Raw genomic sequence first — 23,806 nt, 5'->3', positions numbered from 1 at the left:
CGGATCAGGGCGACGTGGGTCTCACTCTACGTGAGCCGTGTCACAGTGACGAGGGCGGGGTGCGCAGCGACCTCGATGCTCAGCGCGGACAGCGCTCAGGCGAGCCGGCGCGGACCCATCCGCCCGGCGATCCGGGCCGCGAGGAGACCGGCGACGGTGAAGGACAGCGTCGCTGCCAGCACGAGGAGCTGCGGGACGACCCAGCCGTGGGTGACCGTGGCGAGCCAGCCCGCGAACGGCGGGGCCAGGGTCGCGGCGAGGTAGCCGCCGCCCTGCACCCGCGCCGAGCCGGATGCCGTCTCCCTGTCGCTGCCGGCGGTGCGGGCGATGATCGAGAGGATCGCGGTGAACCCGCCGCCCTGGGCGATGCCGCCGGTGACCGCCCAGACGACGTACGCATCGGGGGCTGTGAGCATGCCGAGAGGCAGGGAGAGCCAGAGGGCGGCGACGATCGCCACGGGCACCCACGGCCGCGACCGCGCGGCGAGCAGGGGCACGCCGAAGGCGCCGACGATGGCCGAGACCTGGAAGAGGGAGGCGGTGCCGCCGGCGAGCGCCGGGTCGAGGCGTGCGGTGTCGGCGAGGATCGAGGGCAGCCACGTCGTCGTCGTGTAGTACGCGATCGACTGCCCGGAGAAGGTGATGACGAGGAGGACGACGATGCGCCGGAACTCCGGGGAGACCTCCCGCCACGGCCGTTTCGCCTCCGCTGTCCGTGAGACGGCCGGGGCACCCGCCTCGGCGCCGGCAGTGTCCCCGGCAGCGCCGTCGATCGGGGTGCGGCGGATCCGGGTGCGGATGAGGATCATCCAGTAACCGAGGCCGAGGAGCGCGAGGACCGCCCACAGACCGATCGCCCACCGCCAGCCGACGAGGGCCGCGAGCGGCCCGGTGCCGATGAGGGTGACCATCGAGCCGACGTTCATCATCGCCGAGTAGAGCCCGGTGACCATGCCGACCTGGTTCCACGGGACCTCGCGGCGGATGATCACGGGCACGACGATGTTGCCGAGGGTGATCGCGAGTCCGATGACGCCGGTGCCGAGCAGGATGAGCCAGGTCGGCCCGACCGAACGCAGCACCGTGCCGACGAGGACCCCGGACAGGCACATGAGCACCGTCGTCTCCGCGCCGAGGCGGCGGATCGTCTTACTCGCCAGCGGCGTGGCGAGGGCGAAGAGGAGGACGGGCAGACCCGTGAGGAGGCCCGCCCCGGCCGCACTCAGCCCCGTGTCCGCACGGATGTCGCCGAGCACCGCGGTCGGGGCGATGATCGGGGTGCGCAGGTTGAGCGCGAGGACGACGATGCCCGCGACGATCCACGGGAGCATCGCGGGTCGCAGCGTGCCCGTCACATCCTCTCGGGCACGCGGATGCCGAGGACGCTCAGGCCCGCCTCGAGGACGGAGAGCACGGTCGCGCTCAGCCGCAAGCGGGAGGCCCGCAGCTCAGGCGTCGCCGCCGTGAGCACGGGGCACTGCTCGTAGAACGTCGTGAACGCCTGCGCGAGGTCGAAGAGGTACGTCGCCATCCGGTGCGGCTGGGAGCCGGCGGCCACCTCGGCGAGGACATCGGGGAACCCGAGGATCGCGAGCGCCAGTTCACGTTCGGACTGCTCGCCGAGGTGGATCGGGGAGTCGGCGAACGTGATGTCCTCAGCGGCAGCCTTGCGCAGGATCGAGCGGATCCGGGCGCCGGCGTACTGGAGGTAGGGCGCGGTGTTGCCGATGGGCGCGAGCATCCGGTCGAGGTCGAAGGTGTACGAGGTGTCGTGGGCGACGGAGAGGTCGGCGTACTTGACCGCGCCGATGCCGACGATGCGGGCGACCTCGTCGGCCTCCTCGGGGCTGAACTCGACGTTCGACTCCTCGAGGGTGGCCTTGGCGCGGGCGATCGCCTCGTCGAGGAGTTCGGCCAGGCGCAGCGGCTTGCCCGAGCGGGTCCGGAGGATCTTGCCGTCGGAGCCGAGGACGTTGCCGATCTTCACGTGTTCGAGGACCATGGTCTCCGGCACCCAGCCGGCGGCCCGGGCGGTCGCGAAGACCATCTCGAGGTGGAGCGACTGCGGGGCGCCGATGACGTAGAGGACGCGGTCGGCGTGGAGCACCCGGGCGCGGCGGCGGACGGCGGCGAGGTCGGTCGTCGCATAGCCGTAGCCGCCGTCGGACTTGCGGACGATGAGCGGCAGTGGCTGCCCGTCCCGGCCGGTGTAGCCCTCGGGGAACACGCACAGCGCCCCGTCGCTCATCCGGGCCAAGCCCTGGGCCTCGAGGTCGTCGCAGACCGCTTCGAGGTCGTCGTTGTAGATGCTCTCGCCGGCGAGGTCGGCATCTCGGAGGGTGACGTCGAGGAGGGAGTAGATGTGGTTGAAGTACTCCCGGGAGTAGCCGACGAGTCGCTCCCAGAGTTCGAGGGTCTGTGCGTCCCCACCCTGGAGGGCGACGACCCGGGTGCGGGCGCGGGTCGCGAAGTCCTCATCCGCGTCGAACTTCGCCCGGGCGGCCTGGTAGAAGGCGTTGGGGTCCTCGGCGATCGTCTGCGCGGTCTCCGAGTCGATGCCGACGTCGAGGAGGTGCTCGATGAGCATGCCGAAGGGGGTGCCCCAGTCGCCGATGTGGTTCTGCCGGATGACGGTGTTGCCGAGGTATTCGTGGGTGCGGGCGAGCGCATCGCCGACGACGGTGGTGCGCAGGTGCCCGACGTGCATCTCCTTCGCGACGTTCGGCGCCGAGTAGTCGATGACGATCCGCTGCGGGTCCGAAGGTGCGTCGACGGCGGTCGCGTCCTCGGCCTCGAGGACGCCTGCGAGGAACTCGGGGAGGAACGTGAGGTTGATGAACCCGGGACCGGAGATCTCCGGGGGCCGGCAGACGCCGTCGAGATCGAGGTGCTCGACGATCTGCCCGGCGACCTCCCGCGGCTTGGCCCCGAGCTCCTTCGCCAGCGGGAGGGCGACGTTGGCCTGGAAGTCGGCGAACTGCGAGCTCCTGATGACGGGATCGCGGTCGGCGAAGTCCTCCCCGAAGGCGGCAGAGAGGGCAGCGGCGAACCGGTCGGTGAGCAGAGAGGTGAGCGTCGGCATGTCCTCATTCTATTCGCGCCGACCCGACCCGCGGCACCGGTCCGTGCACGCCGCTCATCGGCTGTAATGTGGATCACGTGACTTATCTCAGGTACCCCCACATCAGCGGCGATCTCATCGCCTTCATCGCCGACGACGACGTCTGGCTCGTGCCGACTGCAGGCGGCCGGGCATGGCGGCTCACCGCCGATCGTGCTCCGGCCCGCAGTCCGCGATTCTCCCCGGACGGCTCCCACGTCGCGTACGTCTCCCACCGCGACGGTCATCCCGAGCTCATGCTCGCCGAGGTGGCGACCGGTGCCCTGCGCCGGCTCACCTGGCTCGGCGGGACCGCGACGACGATGCTCGGTTGGGAGGACGATTCCCACATCCTCATCGGTTCGAACGCGGGCGAAGCCGAGGTCCGCGACCATGTCGTCAAGCGCGTGGGCCTGGGTGGTGAGGTCGAGCGCCTCACGTGGGGTCGCGCATCCGGGTTCGCCCGGCACCCTTCCGGTGCCACGGCGCTCTCGACGCCGTACAGTCGTCCCCCGGCCCATTGGAAGCGCTACCGCGGAGGCACCGCGCCGAGGCTGTGGCTCGATCGGGCCGGCGACGCCGACGGGGCGGGGACGCAGTGGCAGCGGCTGCTGCGCGACGAGGCCGCCTCGCTCACCGATCCCCTCTGGGTCGGCGACTCACTCGTCTTCACCTCCGACCGGGCCGCGACGTTCCCCGACGATGCCGACGAGCAGGCGAACCTGTGGATCTGGGACGGACTGGCCACGGCTGCCGGCGACCGCCTCGGCGAACCCCGGCAGCTCACCCATCAGACGGAGGCCGACGGCTACGTACGCGACGCGACGACCGACGGCAGAAGGATCGTGTGGCACTCCCGCGGCGAGATCAAGGTCCTCGACTCCCTCGACGGGCCGGTCCGCACCCTCGACGTCACCCTTCCGGGCACGCAGGTGCAGCCGCGCTCGCTCACAGCCGATTCCGGGGTCGGTGCCATCGCCCCTGACCACGGCGGCAATGCCTCGGCGATCGAATGGCGGGGGAAGGCGTTCTGGCTCGCCCACCGCGAGGGTCCGGCCAGGGCGCTGGCGGCCGAGTCGGCCGTGCGGGTGCGTGAACCCGTCGTCCTCGGGCAGACCGGCGCGGTCGCCTACGTCACCGACGTCGACGGCGAGGATGCGATCGAGGTCCGGGAGACCTCCGGGTCGAAACCGCCTCGGCGGATCGGGGCCGGGGCTCTCGGACGCGTCCTCCACATGTCCGCCGATCCCGCGGGACGGATCCTCGCGACGATCTCCCACGACGGGACGGTCCGCCTCGTCGAGGTCGCCGGCGGCGGCAGCCGTGTCGTCGGCCATTCCGGCTTCGGAGAGGCGACGAGTCCGCGCTTCTCCCCCGACGGGAAGTACCTCGTCTGGGCGCAGCCGACGCAGGGCGAGGGGGATCTCAACCGGCTGATGATCACCGAGGTGCGCTCTGATGAGGAGGGCAGGCCGCTGACGACGGGACGGTTCAACGACTTCTCCCCCGCGTTCACCCGCGACGGGAAGTACGTCGCGTTCCTCTCCGACCGGACCTTCGATCCCGCGTACAACCAGCATTCCTTCGACCTCTCCTTCAACGGGGTGACCCGGCCGTGGCTGCTGCCGCTCTCGGCCACCGACCCCGCACCCTTCGGGCCGAGCACCGCCGGATGGGCGATCAGCGAGCTCACCGAGGAGCGCGAGAAGGGCCAGAAGAAGTCCGGAAAGGACACCGTGAGCACGGTCGAGCCCGACCTCGACGGTGCCGAGGAGCGGATCGTCCCGTTCCCCGTCTCCTCCGGAGTCTTCCGGGACCTCGAGTCCGCCGACGGCGGAGTGCTGTGGATGCGCAAGGGCGATGCCGAGGACGGCGAGCTCGGCGACCGGTACGCGGGTGTCACGGGGGACAAGCCGCGCGAGCAGGTCCAGTACTTCGACTTCGCCAAGCGCAAGCTCGTCACCGTCGTCGACAAGGCCGACGACTATCGGGTGAGCGGCGACGGAAAGCTCATCGTCGTCACCGACGGCGACGACGTCACCGTGCGCCCCGCGAACCGGAAGGTCGAGGCCGATGACGACGAGTCCGTGACCGTCGACCTCTCTCGGCTGCGCTTCGAGCTCGACCAGCGGGCCGAGTGGCTGCAGATGTTCGAGGAGAACGCCCGGATCATGCGCGACCACTACTGGCGGGCCGACATGAACGGCGTCGACTGGCAGGGGGTGACCCTGCGGTGGCGCCAGGTCGCGGCGAAGGCGCTCACCCACGACGACCTCGTCGACATCCTCTGGGAGACCGTGGGCGAGCTCAACACCTCCCACGCCTACGTCACCCCGCCCGAGCCGCTCGGCGATGAGTCGAAACGGCTCGGCTTCCTCGGCGCTGATCTCGCCCGCACCGACAAGGGCTGGGAGATCGTCCGCATCCTCCCCGGTGAGACGAGTGAGCCGGCGGCGAGGTCGCCGCTGCGTCAGGCCGGTGTCGGGGCGCAGCCCGGGGACGTCATCGTCGCCGTGGGCGGGCAGAGCGTCGATGAGGACCTCGGTCCCGCGCCGCTGCTCGTCGGGGCAGCCGACCAGATCGTCGAACTCACGCTGCGCACCGGGCGCAGGGAGCGCACGGTCGCGGTCGTGCCGGTGAAGTCCGAGGAGAAGCTGCGCTATCAGGACTGGGTGCGCTCGCGGCGCGAGTACGTCAGGGAGGCGACGGGCGGCAGGCTCGGCTACGTCCACATCCCCGACATGATGGCCGGCGGCTGGGCCCAGCTGCACCGCGACATCCGGCAGGCGATGGCCGCCGACGGCGTCATCGCCGACGTCCGGTTCAACCGGGGCGGGCACACGAGCGCGCTCGTCGCCGAGCGCCTCGCCGACCGCGTCATCGCATGGAGCGCCACCCGGTCGTACGACGAGATGGTCCCGGATCCGGAGAACACGCGCCGCGGACCGGTCGCCTTCCTCGCCAACGAGTTCTCCGGCTCCGACGGGGACATCATCAATGCCCGGGTCCAGGCGAAGGGCATCGGACCGGTCATCGGGGTGCGCACGTGGGGCGGGGTCGTCGGCATCGACGGCCGCTATGACCTCGTCGACGGGACGAAGGTCACCCAGCCGCGGTATGCGTTCTTTCTCGAGGGCAAGGAGTGGGAGGTGGAGAACCACGGCGTCGACCCGGACATCGAGGTCGAGCACGATCCCTCGCAGCTCTTCGCCGAGGCCGATCCGCAGCTCGACCGGGCCATCGCCGAGGTGCTCGCCCGCCTCGAGGAGACCCCCGCGGTCACTGCACCCGAGATGCCCGAACCCCGTGTCCGCAACCGCCGCCGAGGTGGTGCTGGGGAGTAGCGGCTGGCTCAGGTGGGGCCGGGGAGCGATGATCCCCGGCCTCAGCCTTGCGCGTCGACCGGGGCGAGCGCCCAGAGGCCGAAGGCGAGGAGGACGAAACCGGGGATGACCCCGGCGAGCACCGGGATGAAGGCGGGTGCCGGGATGAAGAACGCGATGAACCCGGCGATCCCGCAGAGGGTGACGACTCCGGCGAGGAGATGGAAGCGGCGGAGTCCGAACACGTGGCCGAGGGCGAAGAAGTGGGTCCCGACGACGACCGAGACCCACGCGACGCCGAGCTCCGGGTACCCGAGCCCTGCGAGCAGCTTCGTCCCGCCGAAGAGCGCGAGGGCTTCGACGGCGACGATGATCCAGAAGCTCGTGCCGAACGCCTTCGCGGTTCCGGCCTGCGGGGATCCCCGCCTGCGCCCATAGCTGCGGAAGGCGAGGAAGAGGATCGCTGCGAAGGCGAGGATCCCGACGACGAGGACCATGATCCGACCGAGCGTCGAGAAGCCTGAGCTGTTGACGACGAGGAAGACGAGGCCGAACGCCCCGCCGATGAGCGCACCGATCTCCGCGCCGCGCGCCGGTTGGGGACGGACGGTGTCCGCGGGTGGGGGCGAGGCTGGAGGGTCGGTCGGCGGGACGTCGGGGATCTGCGTCATCGTCAGCTCCGTTCGAAGCGGTAGAGGAGGTAGAGGTACCCGTCGTCGGTGGCGAGCACCTCGGCGAGGTGGAGGGGGACAGGGGGATCGAGGGCGGGACCGTGGACGATGCGGGTGCCCTGACCGCCGACGATCTCGGGCGAACGGGTGAGGCAGAGCTCGTCGGCGCAGCCGGCGCGGACGAGTTCCGCGAAGACGCTCGGTCCGCCCTCGCAGACGATGCGTTCGAAGCCCCGTTCCCGCAGTGCGGCGAGCGCGAGCGTGAGGTCGACGGTGTCGGCTCCGGCGACGATCACCTCGGCGACCTCAGCGGCCTTCGCCCGCGCCTCGGCGGGAGAGGACTCGCTCGTGATGACGATCGTTCGCGCCCATTCCGGGGCGTCGACGAAGAGCGGGGAGGAGAAGTCGAGGGCGAGGCTGTCGGTGACGACGGCGATGGGCGCGGTCGGGCTCCGGCCCTCCCTGAGCCCGCGCCAGCGGAAGTCGTCCTCGGCCGGACCGTACTCCTCGGTGCGGGCGGTGCCTGCTCCGACGAGGATGACGTCGGCAAGCGCACGGTTGAGCGCGAAGACCGCGCGGTCGACGGCGTTGCCGAGCCCGCCGGCGCGCCCGGAGACGGTCGCGGCGCCGTCGATCGAGGCGACGAAGACCGCGCGGACCCACGACTGCGCGTCGGCGGGTGATCGGGCGTCGGCGGGGAACGCGAAGGCCTCGGGCAGGCTGAGGTCCGCGGTTCTGTCGTCAGTCGCTCCGGGGAGGAGCCGGCGGACGGTGGGGATCTCGGTCATCGCCGATCACGCTCCTTGCCGCTGGATCCGAGGATCCGAGCCTCAGCCCTGCGGGTTCGTGTTCTCCGGGCTCGAACCCTGTGCGCTCGAGCTCTGCGTGGTTGCGCCCTGCGAGTTCGAACCGAGCACCGAGGTCGGATCGTCGAGGAAGTCCTGCGTCGGGACGAAGAACAGGCCGCCGGTCAGGGCTGTCGAGAAGTCGAGGATCCGGTCGTGGGTGGCGTCGCCGTGGCCCAAGAACATGTGTTCGAGCATCGTCTCCGTGACCTCGGGGTCGGCGGCGTAGCCGATGAAGTACGTGCCGAAGTCCCCGGATTCGACGGAGCCGAAGACCATGTTGTCGCGCACGATCTTGCGTTCCCTGCCATCGGGCCCGGTGATCGTGTTGAGGACGATATGCGAGTCGGGGGCCTTGTCCTTGTCGGGGAACTCCATGTCGGAGAGCTTGTGGCGACCGAACGCCGCCTGCTGATCCTCGACGGTGATCGAGTTCCACTTCGGGAGGTCGTGGATGTACTTCTGGACGATGACGTAGCTGCTGCCGGCGAAGTCGGGGTCCTCGTCGCCGACGAAGACCGAGTCGACGGCGAGCTGGTCCTCGGGGTTCGCGGTGCCGTCGACGAAGCCGAGGATGTCGCGCTGGTCGAAGTAGCGGAAGGCGTGGACCTCGTCGACGACGTCGACGGACTCGGAGATCTGGTTGATGAGCTGCCGGGCGAGCTCGAAGCTCATGTCGGTGCGCTGGGAGCGGATGTGGAAGAGAAGGTCACCGGGCGTCGAGGGTGCGACGTGGGTGCCGCCGCGCAGCTCTTTGAATGGGTGGAGCTTGGCCGGTCGCTTCTCGGGGTAGAGACGATCCCAGAGATCGGCGCCGATGCCGGTGACACACGAGAGGTTCGCGGCCTTCGCGCGGAAGCCGACGGCGCGGATGACCCCGCCGATCCCGCCGAGGAACTCCCGGATGGCGTCTTCGGCACCCGGTTTGACGGTGACGACGACGAAGACGGCCGACGGTGCCGGCGGTTCGAGGACGTGCTGGGGGCTGACTGCGCTCGGGGGTGATGCGTACTGGAAAGTCACTGATCCGTCTCCTGTTCCGCGGCCCACAGAGGAGTGTGAGCCGAACGACAATCGTCCTTGGTCGGTCAGTATACGCGGAGAACACCGCTTGGAAGTGGACACGGACCGGAGATCTTCACCCGCCGCCGATCTGCGCACCGACGATCGCCGACGACGGCATCGTCGCAGGTGGACGCCGGTCCCGGGTTGGGGCGCTCTCGTCTCCGGCCCAGTGGTGGATGGATCTCATGGCCGGTGGCTAGACTGACCGGCACCAGCATTGACGAACCTGCATCGATGACGGCCGACCTGTACCGACGACGAACCGGCACCGACGACGACGAATCTGCCAGTCCCAGAAACCGCGGCAGACGCAGCAGTCCTGCCAGACCCAGAAGCCCCGGCAGACACAGAAGCCCCAGCAGACACGGCAGCCGACGAGAGCGAGGAGCGCCATGACCGAGACGAGCGCGATCCGCGTCAAGCGGATCTACGAGGATCCGAGTCCCGACGACGGCGCACGCGTCCTCGTCGATCGTCTGTGGCCGCGCGGGGTGAGCAAGGAGCGCGCCGACCTCACCGAGTGGCTCAAGGACGTCGCGCCCTCGACGGACCTGCGGAAGTGGTACGGCCACGATCCCGCGAAGTTCGACGAGTTCTCCCGACGCTACCGTGATGAACTCGACGACGACGAACACGCCGAGGCGTTCGCGACCCTGCGCGACTTCGCCCGGAAGGGCACGCTCACCCTGCTCACCGCCTCGAAGGACGTCGAGATCAGCGAGGCCGTCGTCCTTGAGCACGTCCTCACCGGCGGCTAGTCCCGGTCCGTCGCCTACGCTGTAACCATGGACCTGACGTGGGAGCAGATCGTCGTCGATGCCGCCGATCCGCACGCACTCGGCCGGTGGTGGGCCGAGGCGCTCGGCTGGGTCGTCGTCGATGAGAACGAGGACGAGATCGAGATCAGGGAGAGCCCCGATCGCCTGCCCGGCCTGCTGTTCGGGCGCGACCCGAGCGCAAAGTCCGGGAAGAATCGCCTCCACCCGGACTTCCGTCCCGCCGATCAGGCCGCCGAGGTGGCCCGCCTCCTCGACCTCGGAGCGCGCCGGGTCGAAGTCGGGCAGACCGGGGACGAACCGTGGGTCGTCCTCGCCGATCCCGAGGGCAACGAGTTCTGCGTCCTCTCCTCGCGGCGCTGACAGGGCGCGCTCGATGCGCACACGGGTGCCGCAGAACACGACGACTCAGAACACGACGACTCAGAACACGACGCCCCAGACGATCACGGCGATGAGGACGACGAGGACGACGAGCGTCCACACGCTGCCGAAGTTGACCGTCCACCCGATGCCGACGCGCTTGGGGACGAGGAATCCGGGATCGCGCGGACAGAAATAGAGGAGTCCGAACTTCCAGTTCGCATCATCGTCTCGCAGCTGCTGCTTCTCCGCCTCGCTGAGCGAACTCATCGTCGAATCTCCTCCTCGTGTCTCGGCCTACTTCATAGGAGCCAACCCTGGTCTGGCCACGGTCCCGGACCTCTGTCCTCGACCGTTCCCTCTCGGTGTCGCCCCGACCTGGGCCCGCTCTGTCCCGGACCGGCCCGCTCTGTCCCGGACCGGCCCGGTCGTGTGGACCCAGCCGTCCCGGACCCGTTGTAAGGCCCTCTTCGCCGTCGACGACGCCTGCGGTCAGGCTACGCCCCATACCCCTGTGACGAAAACTCACTGAAATTTTATTGGACACATCTGTCCAATATGCCTTAGGGTCGAGGCATGGGCCGGAAGAAGACGTTCGACGAGCAGGCGGTGATCGACGCCGCGATCGCCGTGTTCAGCGAACACGGGTACACGGGCACCGATGTCGGTCTCGTGTGCGAGCGGGCGAACATCGGCCGCTCGAGCTTCTACAACACCTTTGACAGCCTCGACGCGGTCTTCCTCCGGGCCCTGCGGGACTACACGGCGACCGGCATCCCGGCGCGCGAGCACCTGCTCACCAGCGACCGGCCCGCTCCCGCGCTCCTCTTCGAGCGCCTCGGCGGGGAACTGGCGCAGCAGTGCGCGGACGAGAAGCGGATCGGCTGCCTGTCGGCGAACACGGCCGCCGAGCTCGGACGCGAGGTCGACGCCGTCTGCACGATCCTCGATCCCGACCGGGCCGCGTGGCTCGAGACCTACCGGACCCTCATCGCCCGCGGTCAGGCGGAAGGTCACCTGCGCTCGGAGCTCGACCCGAAGTCGACGGGCGAACTCGTCCAGAGCGTCCTCGCGGGACTCCGGGTCTCCGCCCGTGTCATGCCCGCCGAAGATGTCGACGCCCAAGCCCGCACCTTCGTCGCCGCTCTGTGCACCCCGGCCGGCGCCGAAACGTTCTGAGGCTCCGAGCCCACCACGCACGGCACCGACACCGCACGCGCTTCCGCAGCCATCGCATACACTTCCGCCACCGTCCGCACGACAACCATCCAGACGAGACAACCCACACGCGACACCACCCAGACGAGGGGACCTGAGCTCATGACGTCATCGACCACCGGCACGACCACCTCGGCGACCGACGATTCATCCACCCGACCCCGAGTCCCGGCCCAGGTCTACCTGCTCGCCGCCGCGATCTTCTGCCTCGGCACTTCGGAGTTCATGATCGCCGGCCTGCTCGAGCCGATCAGCGCCGACCTCGGCATCTCGATCCCCCAAGCAGGCCTCCTCATCACGGGATTCGCCGTCGGCATGATCGTCGGGGCACCGGCGATGGCTCTGCTGACCCTGCGACTGCCCAGGCGGGCGACGATGATCATCACGATCGTCGCGTTCTCCGCCCTCCACATCCTCGGCGCGCTGGCCCCGAACTATCCGATCCTCATGCTCAGCCGCGTCCTCTCCGCCGTCGCGTGCGGCGGATTCTGGGCGGTCGCCGCCGTCCACACGACCCGCATCGCCCCAGTTCAGGTCCGCGGCCGAGCGCTGGCAAGCCTCGTCGGCGGCCTCACCGTCGCCAACCTCGTCGGCGTGCCCATGGGGGCGTGGATCGGTGCGCAGTTCGGCTGGCGGGCCACCTTCTGGGCGATCGCGATCGTCACCGCGGCTGCCGCCGTCCTCATCGCCGTGATGACCCGGCCGAGTGCGGATCGGGACTCCGCCGCCGAGGCGGCCGACCGTTCCGCAGTCCACCTCCCGACCCTGGTGCGGGCCGAACTCGCGGCGTTCCGGGGACCGCGGATCTGGCTCGCGCTGTCCACGACGGCGCTCTTCCAGGCGTCCGTGTTCGCGGCGTTCTCCTACTTCTCCCCGCTGCTCACGCAGATCGCAGGAATCCCGCATGACTTCGTCCCGGGCGTGCTCGCCGCCTTCGGCATCGGCGCCTTCATCGGGGTCGTCGTCGGTGGACGGCTCGCCGACCGCACCGTCTTCGGCAACATCGTCGGCAGCCTCACGGCGCTTGCGCTCAGCCTCTTCGCCCTGTGGCTCGTCGCCGGTGTCGGATGGGCGGCAATCGTCGTCATCGTCCTCATCGGAGCGAGCGGCTTCTCGATCGCCGGTGCCCTCAATGCCCGAGTGTTCCAGATCGCGACCGAGGCGCCGACCCTGGCCGCGAGCGTGAATACCTCCGCGTTCAATGTCGGCAACGCCCTCGGTCCTGCCGCCGGGGCCGCGGTCATCGCGCTCGGCTGGGGCTTCCGCGCCCCGGTCGTCGTCGCGATCCTCCTCGCACTGGCCGCCCTCGGCGTCGCCGCCGTGGCCATCCGCGGGGAGCGGGCATGGCGGCAGCGTCAGATCGCCGAGGTGGGGGCCGAGACCGCGCCGAATCCGACGGACGGTGACCCCGACCGAAGCGCCACCTCCTGCGGGGCGGCCGGCAAGGCCGAGTGACCACGGTCCGGTCGGTGCACATGCCGGTTAATGGTCAGAATGTGTGTACAGGATCGGCCTCTTTCCCAGTAGGCAGAAGGGCAAGACCGGGTTGAACATGCTCGGTAGAAGTTGAACATGCTCGGTTGAACGGCAGCGCCTTGCCGAGTACGTGCTCCTGGTTGCACGAGAGCGACCTCGTCGCTGAGGCGGTGGGAGGGGCGCGCAATGCGCTCCGAAGTCAGGACTGCCCGAAGTCAGGAGTGTCCCCAAGCCAGCACTGCCCCCGAACCTGTGCTGCCCTCGCACCTGTGCTGCCCACGAACCTGTACTGACGGTCGATACCGCCGACCGGCGCCTATTGCGGCGGACGACAGCGGATCTCGGCCCATGTCCGAATCTCGTGTCAGTGCCGTCTGCCACCATAGAAACACAACAACACACAGACCACCATCAACGACCAGGAGTCCACCCAGACACCCCCTCACACCCACAACCACAACCGCGATTCCCATTCCGTACGACCCGATTCCCCTGCACCGCTCTTCCCCGACAACGACGTCAGAGACAGGTGACACACCATGCGCGACACCACCGCTGATCTCAGCGGACCCGACGACCCCGGCACGGGCACCCCCGACCCGGTCGCCTCGTCGCGCTACACCCTGTACCTGGGATCGAACCTCACCGACCTCGCCACCGCCTCCACCACCGTCGACCTCGCCCAACTCCACGTCTTCGAACTCACCGCCGGCCACATCCTCGCCGAGATCATCCACGACCACGACCACCCCACCCCCACCGACGGAACCCCGTACCGGTTCGCCACCATCGCCGAAACCCTCAACCGCCACAACGGACAACCGGACTCCAGCCACGTCGCAAACGATGCCCCTACCCGACCTGAATCAGCCGACGCCACATCGAACACTGCCCCTTCCGCACCCGCAGATTCCGGTCACGTCCCCGTCCCCGCTGACGAATCAGGATCACCCCGGCTTTCAGCACCGGCAGACTCGACGATCGAACACCCCACAATCCAGGACCTGCCCGACTTCCCCGGATTTACCCCCGACACGACCTTCTCAGCGTGGGTCCATGACCACGTGGCCACCGAGCACCTCGGGGCGATCTCCACGATCCTCGGCACCACCACCGCCCGCACCTACCGCCACCTCACCCAAGCTGTGACCCTCATCCACGGACTCCCCCGCTTCACCGCCCGTGCCCGCTCCGGCGAGTTCACCCTCGCCCACATGATCACCGCCGCCGACCTGTGCCAAACCGTGGCCCTCGAACACCTCCCCCGCCTCGACCAGCACCTGGCCACGAGACGTGCCGATGTCACCAGTGACACCCTGCGCACCGGGCTGCGCAAACTCATCCACCTCCTCCAAACCCCCGACGACCGGTCCCACATCGCCGCGCAACGCCGCCGCGTCGACGTCGATACCTTCGGCAACGGCACCGCCTGCCTGTCCATCACAGCACCGGCCGATGAGATCCATGCCGCCTACGCCCGCGTGAGCGCCATGGCCCGTGCCATCCACAACGGCCAAACCAGCACCCTCAACCTCCCGGCCGGGGTGGAGATCATCGACGAGCGCACCATCAGCGCCCTCATGTGCGACATGTTCTTACGCCCCCACCCGAAACTGGCCATCCGAGTCCGAGAACTCGACCCCATCACCGGCATCCAAACCCACCGGCAGACACCCCTCCTCGATGAGAAGGGGGAACCCCGGTTTCACTATGACGACACCACCATCAGCGGACTCACCGACCTCCTCACCCCCGACCGTGCAGCCGAGGCGAACATGACCGGCACTGCCGCATCGCTGTCCCCAGCCGCAGACCAATCCAAAGCGGCACAAACGCAGACGCCGCCGGTCGGCACCCACGCCTCAGCAACCGCATCGAACGGAATCGAAGCACGGGGAACCGAACCAGATGGAACCGACCCTGCAGCCACCACCATTGAGTCCCCCTACCCGCCGGGGGCATCGTTCTTCCCGAATGGGCGCCCCCAACCGGTAGTACTCGAGTACGCCATCCTCGTGGACATGGAATCCGGGCCTGAGGCGATGCGCAACCAGGCCGGTGTCATCGTCACCGTCCCCTTCCTCACCCTCACCGGCGACGCGAACCTCCCCGGCACCCTTGCTGACGGGTCCCCCATCCCGGCAGAGACCGCCCGTCGCATTGCCGCCGGTGCCCCGACACTGACCCGGATCCTCACCGACCCGGCCACCGGCACCCCACTCGACGCCCAAGCACTGACCTACGCGATCCCGAAACCCGTCAGGCGGACCCTGATCAACCAATGGGCCACCTGCACCTTCCCCGGCTGCACGAGACCGGCGGAGAAGACCGAGATCGATCACGTCGACCCGTTCAACCACACCGACCCCATCCAGGGTGGGCTCACCCAGTTCGGCAACCTCCACCCCTTATGCAAGAAACACCACGCGGTGAAGACCGCACGCCGATACGCCGTGGACATGAACGACCGGGGCAGTGGAACGAGTCGGATCGCCTACGAGTTCCCCCACGGGCTGATGACCACAATCGAGGCCCCTGACCAGCCCATCGACATCGACCACGCCCTGGCATTCGCTGATCTGGCCCGGATGCGACCCTGCCGGTGGGTGACCCCCGACCATGACGTCCCGGACGAACCCGCAATCATTGAAGTTCCACCCACGAGAGAACACGTCAAGGAGCACAGAGCACAACAGCGACGGATCGCGGAAGTCGCTGCCCGTGACCAAGCGCTGCGGGAGGCTACCGAGGCATCGAATGCGGCACGGGCACGTCTGCGTCTCGAACACGCCATGGATTGGGAACACGCCGTCTTCCCAGCCTGTCTGCCACCCGGGCATGACCCGGTGCGGATGAAGGCCCTGCCACCAGGAACGAGTGACCCCTACGCTGCCACAGACGCTGAGCGAGGGTGCACGTCAGCACGGTCGTCGTCGTTGATCTGGTGTACGGGGAGGAGTCTGTGTGAGACGGATCCACCCCTCGGGCATCACCCGTTGGGGCCGGTCGAACCGATCACCGGACACCGGAGCCTGGCCCAACAGCGCAAGCACGCGATCGCCCAGCGTGCGAAACGACTCCGAGCCGCCACCGACGCCAAACGACAACCAGCCCGACGGCGGAAAGCGGGTGGGCGGAAACCGAAACCCCGCAGAACCCCGACAGGCTACTCGACACCGACAACGACCTCGCCTACCCCGACGACGTCGCCTACCCGCAGGACAACGACCCGTCAGTCCTCCGTCGCGTCGACTCCCCAAGTGCCACCGAGCGTCGACCCCTGGACCCTAGCCGTCGATCCCGACAGCGATACCCGTGCTCCCTGGGAGAGCACGGTCGACGCATCGTCGACCTCGGGACACCCCGCGACAGCGAATCTCGACACCACGCCGCCGGATCCCAGCGCGACGAGCGCGAACACGAACCCGACGACCGCGAACCCAACCACCGCGAACGCCGGACCGGGATTCGTGACTCGCGGTCCTGTCACGGAGTACGACACCAGCTTCACCCGACAGCCACCCCCGGTGATCAACTGGGACCACGACCCCGTCACCGACCCACCACCGTTCTGAGGAAACAGGCACCGCATTGCGCCGATGAACGCTGTCGCGAAGTGTCGACGTGTCTGCACAGTCATCTGCAAGGCGGCGCGGAGCCGATGCCGGACACACCAGATATCTATCGGTCGACGTTGAGGTGATCTTGGCAGTGGAATCAAGCGGCGGCAGAGGAATGGGGCGTCGGCGCTGGATTCAAGCGTCGGCGACGAGTTCACCGTCAGCAGTGAGGCCAGTCGTCAGCGTCGACTGAGCCGACCGCTCCGACTGAACCACTTGTGACGGTCTCAGCCCTCCACGTCAGGATCCCCCAGCGTCTCGGGCGCCGGCTCCCACAGTTCGATCCGGTTGCCCTCGGGATCGGTCACCCAACCGAAGCGGCCGATGCCCTCCATCTCCTGGATCTCATCGTCGACGTCCGCTTCGGCGGCCTGGAGCTGTTCGAGCATCGCGTCGAGGTCGTCGACCCGGAAGTTGAGCATCGTCTGCTGTCGCCCGAACCCGTCGGCACGCTCGCCGAAGTAGTCCGTCTCCGCCTCGAACGCCGCCACGACGGTCGGCCCCGCCTCTTGCCGCCACACTCCCTCGGTGGTGTCGACCCCGAGCCGGTCTTGGTACCAGGCCGACAGTGCATCGGGATCGCTGGCACGCAGGAAATATCCGCCGATTCCGTTCACTCTCTCCATGCTGCCCACCCTATGCCCGCGACCGTCCCCGCGGAACCCCATCGTCGTCACTGGAGGCCCACGCCGCGGCGGTTCCACGAGCCCTGCACATTCAGCGCGGAGCCTCATCGCCGCAGTGACCTCGGAGCCCCAGCCCCGCACAATGGCCGGTGCCGCTGTCTGTCCGGGATCACCTCGGCGAGGTTCGAGGAATCCGACAAGCGGCGTTTCAGGAATTCCTCACCCTCTCCCCGTGTTCCCTTAAGAGGCATACCCTCGAAAGGGGAGTCTCAACGAGGATTTCCACCGAGGAGTCCACACGGGGATTCCGCCCTCGTTGCGGACACCGCCTCACCGAGGTCCCCACCTCCATCGCGAAAGGATCGTCCATGAGCAAGTTCGCACTCACCAATGCCAACACCGGCGAAGTCGAGGAGGAGTTCCCCTCGGTCCCCGTCGAGGAGATCCCTGGCTACATCGACCGCGGCCACACCGCCTTTGAGCCGTGGAAGGACACACCCCTCATCGAACGCTCGGCGATCCTCCGACGGTTCGCCGACCTCGTCGATGAGATCGCCGATGAGATGACCGACATCATCGGCCGTGAGATGGGCAAGCCGAAGCAGCAGGGCCTCGCCGAGGTGGACAAGGTCGCCCGCACCGCCCGCTGGTTCGCCGACCACGCCCACAAATACCTCAACCCCACCGAACTGCCCTCCGCCGGAGCCGCCCGCAGTTACGTCCGCCACGATCCGCTCGGCGTGCTGCTGGGCATCATGCCGTGGAACTTCCCCTACAACCAGATCGCCCGCTTCGTCATCCCGAACCTCGTCGTCGGCAACGCGATCATCATGAAGCAGGCCTCGATCTGTCCCGTGTCCTCGCAGTACTTCGCCGACCTTCTCGTCGAGGCGGGCCTGCCCGAAGGCGTGTACCAGAACATCTACCTCGACAGCTCCCACGCCGAGGAGGTCCTCAAGGATCCGCGGGTCAAGGGCTTCTCCCTCACCGGGTCCGAAGCGGCCGGTGCCTCGGTCGCGGGCATCGCCGCGAAGTACCTCAAGCGCTCAGTCCTCGAACTCGGCGGCAACGACCCCCTCGTCGACCTCGACTCCACGGACGTTCCCGCACTCGCGAAGAAGGTCGTCGGCATCCGCCTGACGAACGCCGGACAGGTGTGCACCTCCCCGAAGCGCTTCATCGTCGTCGACGAGCTCTACGACGAATTCGTCGCCGAGGCGAAGAAGGCCGTCGAGGCGACGAAGGTCTCGACATTCGATGATCCCGAGGTCGGGATGGGGCCGCTGTCCTCGGAGAGCGCACGAGATGAGATCGTCGAGCGCATCGCGAAGGCCGTCGAGAACGGCGCGACACTGCACACGGGCGGGCAGAAGCTCGACCGTCCCGGCTGGTTCATGTCCCCGGCCCTGCTCACCGACATCGACCCGGACTCCGACCTCGGATGCAACGAGCTCTTCGGTCCGGCCGTGATGATCTACCGGGCGAAAGACGAAGCGGACGCCCTCGAGATCGCCAACCACTCCGAGTACGGGCTCATGAGCTCGGTGTGGACGGACGACCTCGAGAAGGGCGAGCGCTTCGCCGCGAAGATCAACGCGGGCATGAGCTTCGTCAACTCCCACATGGAGTCGGGACCGGAATACCCCTTCGGCGGCATCAACCGCTCCGGCTATGGCCGCGAGAACGCCGAATGGGCTCTGCGGGCGTTCACCAACGAGCACCTCATCCGCGTCCACCCCTGAGGGACCACGGCACATCGCTGTCCACTCACGCTGTGCGTCTGACCGGGCCCGCCACGGTTTCACATTCAACAATGTGAATTGGCTCAAAGCTGTGGACTCCCCCAGTTGGCCGATGCCAGACAGAACACCCATCCACAGGGGTCCGACCCACAGCCCCACGGGGGTTTCCGCCCCACAGTCGAGAAAGGTCAGCACATGTCCGAGAACACCTCAGAATCCGGTTCGGTCAGCGCATCCGAAGCCGCTCGCATCATGTCCGATCCCAACGCCACCGAGGAGGAGCGCTCCGTCGCAGCGAGCGTCCTCCGTCAGTCCGACGACCGCGGCGGCGAGACGAGTGCCTGGGTCGCCTCCGAAGCCGGCGACCTCACCCGTGACGGAGATTCCGAGGAGGTCCGCTCCGTGGCCGCCAGCGACCTCTCACAGGCGGACAAGGAGCGCGACGAGAACTCCTGAAGCACGGTTCCCCTCCACGGAACAGACATCGACCGCATCCGGCCGACAGCGAAGCATTCGCTGTCGGCCGGAGTCGTCTCCACCTGCTTCATAGGATGAAGACCCCCGCCGTTAGGATCGAACCCATGACCGCCGATCGTCTCACCAGCGACGTCGTCGCCGGACACATCGCCGTCCGCGGCGCCCGCGAACACAACCTCCGCGCCGTCGACCTCGACATCCCCCGCGACACCGTCGTCGCGTTCACCGGGATCTCCGGATCCGGCAAGTCCTCGCTGGCCTTCGGCACGATCTACACCCAGTCCCGCCAGCGCTACCTCGAGTCGGTCGCCCCCTACGCCCGCCGCCTCATCGACCAGGGCTCGGCTCCCCACGTCCGCGTCATCACCGGACTCCCTCCCGCCGTCGCCCTCCAACAGCAGCAGTCGGGCAGCACCCGGTCGACCGTCGGTACGGTCTCGCGGGTCTCGAACGTCCTCCGCATGCTCTACTCCCGCTCCGGCACATACCCCGAGGGTTATCGACCGGCCGACCTCGCCGGCACCTTCCCCCGCGACGCCGCCCCGCTCGACTCCGACAGCTTCTCCCCGAACACCGCGGTCGGCGCGTGCCGGACGTGCTCGGGCATGGGCCGCCTCCTCCAGGTCGACGAGGACCGCCTCGTCGGAGACCCGTCGCTGAGCATCGACGACGGAGCGATCGTCGCCTGGCCGGGCGCCTTCGGAGGCAAGAACAACCGTCGGGTGCTCCGCGACCTCGGCATCGACATCAACGTCCCCTTCGACTCCCTCCCCGCTGACACCCGGCAATGGGTGCTCACGACCGACGACCAGCCCACGGTCGAGGTCAAGGAGGGCTACAAGGGCACGTACATGAGCCCCAAGCGCTGGGTCGAGCACACCTTCGCCGACTCCGCCTCGGCGCGGATGCGCGCAACTGCCGCATCCTTCATGACGGAGAGGCTCTGCCCCACGTGCCACGGCAAACGCCTCAACCCCGAAGCCCTGGCTGTGACGATCGCCGGCATCGACATCGCCGAGGCGGCCCGCCTTCCGCTCACCGGGCTCGTCTCCTTCCTCGAGAACGCCCGCACCCACCCGGCCACCGGGGAGCTCTCCGTCGAACGCAACCAGGCCGCCCAGGCCCTCATCGACGTCCTCGTCGACCAGCTCGGCACTCTCATCGGCCTCGGCCTCGGCTACCTCGAGGTCGCCCGCCCCACCTCGACGCTCTCGAGCGGCGAACTCAAACGCCTCCACCTCGCCACGCAGCTGCGCAGCGGGCTCTTCGGAGTCCTCTACGTCCTCGACGAACCCTCGGCGGGACTCCACCCCGCCGACCTCGAGCTCCTCCTCGGTGCCCTGCGCCGGCTCGGAGACGAGGGCAACACGATCTTCGTCGTCGAGCACAGCGCCCCCGTCATCCGCGCCGCCGACTGGATCGTCGACCTCGGTCCCGGGGCCGGGCGCTACGGCGGACGCGTGCTCTACAACGGTCCGGCCGACGGCATCGCCGAGGTGGCGGAATCCGTCACCGCCCGCTACCTCGGTCCGGTTCCTCCGCTGCCGCCGTCGCCACCGGCTCCCCGCGCGCTCACCGAGTGGATCGGCCTCCTCGGCGTCACCGGCCACAATCTCACCGGGATCGACGTCTGCCTCCCCCTCCATGCGTTCACCGCGATCACCGGAGTCTCCGGGTCGGGGAAGACCTCCGTGCTCACGGCACTCGCCGATGCCGTCCGCACCACCCTCGACCTCGCCGAGGTGACCGCCGACGAGGAGAGGAACCCGCAGTCCGTCGAGATCGCCGAGGAGATCTCCCACGGAGTGCCGGTCTGGGACCTCGGCAACGACGAGCTGGCGACCGCATCGACGACGGGCCTCGAGGCGATCGATCGCGTCATCGTCGTCGATCAGCGTCCCATCGGCCGCACCTCCCGGTCGACGCTGGCGACCTACACGGGACTCTTCGACACCGTCCGCAGGCTCTTCGCCGCCCAGCCGGAAGCGAAGGCACGCCGCTTCGGCGTCGGACGGTTCTCCTTCAACCAGCCCGAGGGGCGCTGCCCGAACTGCCTCGGAGACGGGGTCGTGAGCATCGAACTCCTCTTCATGCCCACGGAGACCGCCCCATGCCCGGTCTGCCACGGCAAGCGCTACAACCCGGAGACCCTCGAGGTCACCTACCGGGGGAGGTCGGTCGCCGATGTCCTCGCGATGACCGTCGACGAGGCGGCCGAGTTCCTCTCCGATGTGCCGCCGGCGGCGAAGATCCTCACCCTGCTCGCCGACATCGGACTCGGCTACGTCAGCCTCGGTCAGTCGGCGCCGACGCTCTCGGGCGGGGAGGCGCAGCGGATCAAGCTCGTCTCCGAACTCCACCGCTCAGCGCGCGGTCACAGCCTCTACATCCTCGACGAACCGACGACGGGTCTCCACCCGTCCGACATCGACATGCTCATCGGTCAGCTCCAGCTCCTCGTCGACGCGGGCAACACGGTCGTCATCGCCGATCACGACCTGAGGACGCTCTCGATCGTCGACTGGATCATCGACCTCGGTCCGGGGGCCGGTGACAACGGCGGTGAGATCGTCGCAACGGGCACCCCGGTCGATCTCGCCGAGGAGGCAGAGAGCCTCACCGGTGCGCACCTGCACGAGGCCCGCACCCGCCGGGCTCAGGCGACCGGCGCTTCGGCGTAGAGCGCGGAGACGAGAGGTTCGAGCTCCGGGGTCTCGCGTGCCTCGGCGAGCGCCTCTTCGAGGACTCGATCATGCGTCGGCTTGGCTGCGGCGAGCAGCTTCTCACCTGCTTGAGTGAGCTCGGTGTAGATGCCGCGCCGGTCGTCGGCGCAGAGGATGCGGGTGAGCAGACCGCGGTCCTCGAGTCGGGTGACGAGCCGCGTCGTCGCACTCGAGGACAGCGCTGCCGCGCGGGCGAGCTGTCGCATCCGCATATGCCAGCCGTCCTGCCTGCTCAGCGCGTCGAGCACGGTGAATTCGACGACCGAAAGCCCGTGCTCGCGCTGCAGGCTGCGCTCGAGCTCGGTGTCGATGAGTCCGTGCAGGGCCGCGAGCGTGCGCCAGCCCCGGGCCCGGATCTCCACCGCGTCGTCCCTGATCCCCACGTGCTTCTCCTCACTTCGTTCGTCCTTCCATGATACACGACTTGCGCAGATAGAACGCGTGTGCAAGTATCTATATCGATGCGTGTGCAACTACTGCGCACGCCGCATATTGCGGGTGCACCGTCCGCGGACCACCCGACCAACCACTTCTCATTCCCATCGGAAGGACCTTCCATGCCCCTCGCACTGCTCGCCCTCGCCATCGGCGGGTTCGGCATCGGACTCACGGAGTTCGTCATCATGGGTCTGCTGCCCGAAGTGGCGGCGGACTTCGCGGTGACCGAGACCGTGGCCGGCTATCTCATCTCGGGCTATGCGCTCGCTGTCGCCGTCGGCGCCATCCTCCTCACGGTCGCGCTCACCCGCGTCAACCGGAAGACCGCACTCATCGCACTCATGGTCCTCTTCATCCTCGGCAACGCACTCTCCGCGATGGCGCCGAGCTACGAGATGATGATGATCGGCCGGATCGTCGCGGCCCTCTGCCACGGAGCGTTCTTCGGCATCGGCTCCGTCGTCGCCGCGAGTCTCGTTGCTCCCAACCGTCAGGCTGCGGCGATCGCCATGATGTTCGCGGGTCTGACCAGCGCGAACGTCCTCGGCGTTCCCCTCGGCACGTTCCTCGGCCAGGCTGCCGGGTGGCGTTCGACGTTCTGGGCGATCTCGGTCATCGGCATCATCGCCCTCATCGGCATCGTCACGCTCGTCCCCAGGGAGAGCGTCCACTCGACCTCGACGGGCAGCATCCTCAGCGAGTTCCGGATCTTCCGCTCGCCTCAGGTATGGGCGTCGATCCTCATCACGATCCTCGGCTACGGCGGCATGTTCGGCGCCTTCACCTACATGGCCTTCACCCTCACCGGTGTGAGCGGATTCGCGGCCTCGACGGTTCCGTGGCTGCTCGTCCTCTTCGGCGTCGGCCTCTTCGTCGGCAACTTCCTCGGCGGCAGGGCTGCGGACAGGAACCTCGGCGCGACCCTGCTCACCCTCTTCATCGGCCTCATCGTCATCCTCGCCGTCTTCTCGCAGGTCGCCGGCAACCAGATTGCGACGATCGTCGCCCTCTTCCTCATGGGCGGCTTCGGGTTCGCAACCGTCCCGCCGCTGCAGATGCGGATCATGGGCCACTCGGAGGGTGCCCAGACGCTCGGCTCGGGCGCGAACATCGCGGCCTTCAACGTCGGCAATGCCTTCGGCGCATGGGTCGGCGGCCTGACGATCGCCGCAGGGCTCGGCTACGCCTCACCTCTGTGGGCCGGAGCGCTCGTCACCCTCGCCGGTCTCGTCGTCTTCCTCGTCGCCGGTCTCGGTCGGGGAGGCGAGCTGCGTCGGAAGCAGGCGGTCGCCGAGACTCCCGTGACCGCGGACATCAGCGCCTGAGCCCGAGAGTCTGACCCA

18 protein-coding genes are annotated in these 23,806 nt (G+C 68.4%); 10 read left to right on the top strand and 8 right to left on the bottom strand.

Features of this window, described 5'->3' with window-relative positions:
- Nucleotides 1-95: 95 nt before the first annotated feature.
- Nucleotides 96-1,331 carry an MFS transporter gene (locus AC0VYB_RS00160; RefSeq protein WP_101624473.1) on the bottom strand — a complete coding sequence of 412 codons (1,236 nt, stop codon included), beginning with the start codon at nucleotides 1,329-1,331 and terminating at the stop codon, nucleotides 96-98.
- 20 nt (nucleotides 1,332-1,351) lie between these two features.
- Nucleotides 1,352-3,082 (bottom strand): arginine--tRNA ligase, encoded by a 1,731-nt coding sequence (gene argS, locus AC0VYB_RS00155; RefSeq protein ID WP_101624226.1) that lies wholly within the window; start codon nucleotides 3,080-3,082, stop codon nucleotides 1,352-1,354.
- A gap of 77 nt (nucleotides 3,083-3,159) precedes the next feature.
- On the opposite strand from argS, the gene AC0VYB_RS00150 reads away from it, so the two are divergent.
- Nucleotides 3,160-6,444, top strand: coding sequence for a S41 family peptidase (locus AC0VYB_RS00150; protein WP_119297095.1), 3,285 nt, complete (start codon nucleotides 3,160-3,162; stop codon nucleotides 6,442-6,444).
- 41 nt (nucleotides 6,445-6,485) lie between these two features.
- On the opposite strand, the gene AC0VYB_RS00145 is transcribed toward AC0VYB_RS00150, so the two are convergent.
- The 3 genes from AC0VYB_RS00145 to AC0VYB_RS00135 are packed head-to-tail and all read right to left on the bottom strand — an operon-like array spanning nucleotide 6,486 to nucleotide 8,962.
- Complete coding sequence (locus tag AC0VYB_RS00145) at nucleotides 6,486-7,094, bottom strand: hypothetical protein (RefSeq protein WP_119297096.1); 609 nt, start codon at nucleotides 7,092-7,094, stop codon at nucleotides 6,486-6,488.
- Nucleotides 7,095-7,096: 2 nt separating this feature from the next.
- Nucleotides 7,097-7,882 (bottom strand): pyrimidine reductase family protein, encoded by a 786-nt coding sequence (locus tag AC0VYB_RS00140; RefSeq protein WP_095376636.1) that lies wholly within the window; start codon nucleotides 7,880-7,882, stop codon nucleotides 7,097-7,099.
- Between the two features lie 42 nt (nucleotides 7,883-7,924).
- Nucleotides 7,925-8,962 (bottom strand): Dyp-type peroxidase, encoded by a 1,038-nt coding sequence (locus tag AC0VYB_RS00135; protein ID WP_063248790.1) that lies wholly within the window; start codon nucleotides 8,960-8,962, stop codon nucleotides 7,925-7,927.
- A gap of 434 nt (nucleotides 8,963-9,396) precedes the next feature.
- Between AC0VYB_RS00135 and AC0VYB_RS00130 the strand changes: the two genes are divergently transcribed.
- Both AC0VYB_RS00130 and AC0VYB_RS00125 read left to right on the top strand, forming a co-directional pair.
- Nucleotides 9,397-9,762, top strand: coding sequence for a DUF488 domain-containing protein (locus AC0VYB_RS00130; RefSeq protein ID WP_119297098.1), 366 nt, complete (start codon nucleotides 9,397-9,399; stop codon nucleotides 9,760-9,762).
- A 27-nt stretch (nucleotides 9,763-9,789) separates the two neighbouring features.
- Nucleotides 9,790-10,143, top strand: coding sequence for a VOC family protein (locus AC0VYB_RS00125; protein ID WP_063248791.1), 354 nt, complete (start codon nucleotides 9,790-9,792; stop codon nucleotides 10,141-10,143).
- 60 nt (nucleotides 10,144-10,203) lie between these two features.
- Here AC0VYB_RS00125 and AC0VYB_RS00120 read toward each other — a convergent pair whose 3' ends face one another.
- On the bottom strand, nucleotides 10,204-10,413 hold the full coding sequence (locus AC0VYB_RS00120; RefSeq protein WP_009379855.1) for a DUF5808 domain-containing protein: 210 nt from the start codon (nucleotides 10,411-10,413) through the stop codon (nucleotides 10,204-10,206).
- A 306-nt stretch (nucleotides 10,414-10,719) separates the two neighbouring features.
- Between AC0VYB_RS00120 and AC0VYB_RS00115 the strand changes: the two genes are divergently transcribed.
- The 3 genes from AC0VYB_RS00115 (at nucleotide 10,720) to AC0VYB_RS00105 (ending at nucleotide 16,412) form a co-directional block, all read left to right on the top strand.
- Nucleotides 10,720-11,322 carry a TetR/AcrR family transcriptional regulator gene (locus AC0VYB_RS00115; RefSeq protein ID WP_063248792.1) on the top strand — a complete coding sequence of 201 codons (603 nt, stop codon included), beginning with the start codon at nucleotides 10,720-10,722 and terminating at the stop codon, nucleotides 11,320-11,322.
- A 141-nt stretch (nucleotides 11,323-11,463) separates the two neighbouring features.
- Complete coding sequence (locus tag AC0VYB_RS00110) at nucleotides 11,464-12,816, top strand: Cmx/CmrA family chloramphenicol efflux MFS transporter (RefSeq protein WP_009379857.1); 1,353 nt, start codon at nucleotides 11,464-11,466, stop codon at nucleotides 12,814-12,816.
- Between the two features lie 560 nt (nucleotides 12,817-13,376).
- Nucleotides 13,377-16,412: an HNH endonuclease signature motif containing protein gene (locus tag AC0VYB_RS00105; RefSeq protein ID WP_193338229.1), complete on the top strand. Its 3,036-nt coding sequence runs from the start codon at nucleotides 13,377-13,379 to the stop codon at nucleotides 16,410-16,412.
- Nucleotides 16,413-16,684: 272 nt separating this feature from the next.
- Here AC0VYB_RS00105 and AC0VYB_RS00100 read toward each other — a convergent pair whose 3' ends face one another.
- The gene (locus AC0VYB_RS00100) at nucleotides 16,685-17,083 is read right to left on the bottom strand and encodes a VOC family protein (RefSeq protein ID WP_119297209.1); all 399 of its coding nucleotides are present in this window, start codon (nucleotides 17,081-17,083) and stop codon (nucleotides 16,685-16,687) included.
- 368 nt (nucleotides 17,084-17,451) lie between these two features.
- Between AC0VYB_RS00100 and AC0VYB_RS00095 the strand changes: the two genes are divergently transcribed.
- The 3 genes from AC0VYB_RS00095 to AC0VYB_RS00085 all read left to right on the top strand — a co-directional run bounded on the left by AC0VYB_RS00095 (nucleotide 17,452) and on the right by AC0VYB_RS00085 (nucleotide 21,983).
- Entirely contained in the window at nucleotides 17,452-18,825 is a 1,374-nt protein-coding gene (locus tag AC0VYB_RS00095; protein ID WP_475384907.1) for an NAD-dependent succinate-semialdehyde dehydrogenase, read from the top strand.
- Nucleotides 18,826-19,020: 195 nt separating this feature from the next.
- Nucleotides 19,021-19,281 carry a hypothetical protein gene (locus AC0VYB_RS00090; RefSeq protein ID WP_009381251.1) on the top strand — a complete coding sequence of 87 codons (261 nt, stop codon included), beginning with the start codon at nucleotides 19,021-19,023 and terminating at the stop codon, nucleotides 19,279-19,281.
- A 125-nt stretch (nucleotides 19,282-19,406) separates the two neighbouring features.
- Nucleotides 19,407-21,983 (top strand): excinuclease ABC subunit UvrA, encoded by a 2,577-nt coding sequence (locus AC0VYB_RS00085; protein ID WP_101623298.1) that lies wholly within the window; start codon nucleotides 19,407-19,409, stop codon nucleotides 21,981-21,983.
- Here AC0VYB_RS00085 and AC0VYB_RS00080 read toward each other — a convergent pair.
- Nucleotides 21,959-22,408, bottom strand: a complete 450-nt coding sequence (locus AC0VYB_RS00080; protein ID WP_009381257.1) for a MarR family winged helix-turn-helix transcriptional regulator — start codon at nucleotides 22,406-22,408, stop codon at nucleotides 21,959-21,961. The two genes, AC0VYB_RS00085 and AC0VYB_RS00080, sit on opposite strands and share 25 nt — an antisense overlap.
- 174 nt (nucleotides 22,409-22,582) lie before the next feature.
- Here AC0VYB_RS00080 and AC0VYB_RS00075 point away from each other — a divergent pair, with 174 nt between their 5' ends.
- Complete coding sequence (locus tag AC0VYB_RS00075; protein WP_101623299.1) at nucleotides 22,583-23,788, top strand: MFS transporter; 1,206 nt, start codon at nucleotides 22,583-22,585, stop codon at nucleotides 23,786-23,788.
- The last annotated feature ends 18 nt before the right edge of the window (nucleotides 23,789-23,806 follow it).

The sequence above is a fragment of the Brevibacterium sp. Z349TD_9 genome (assembly GCF_056173565.1).
Note: the sequence above shows the minus strand (reverse complement) of the source record. Positions and strands in the feature narration are given on the sequence as shown.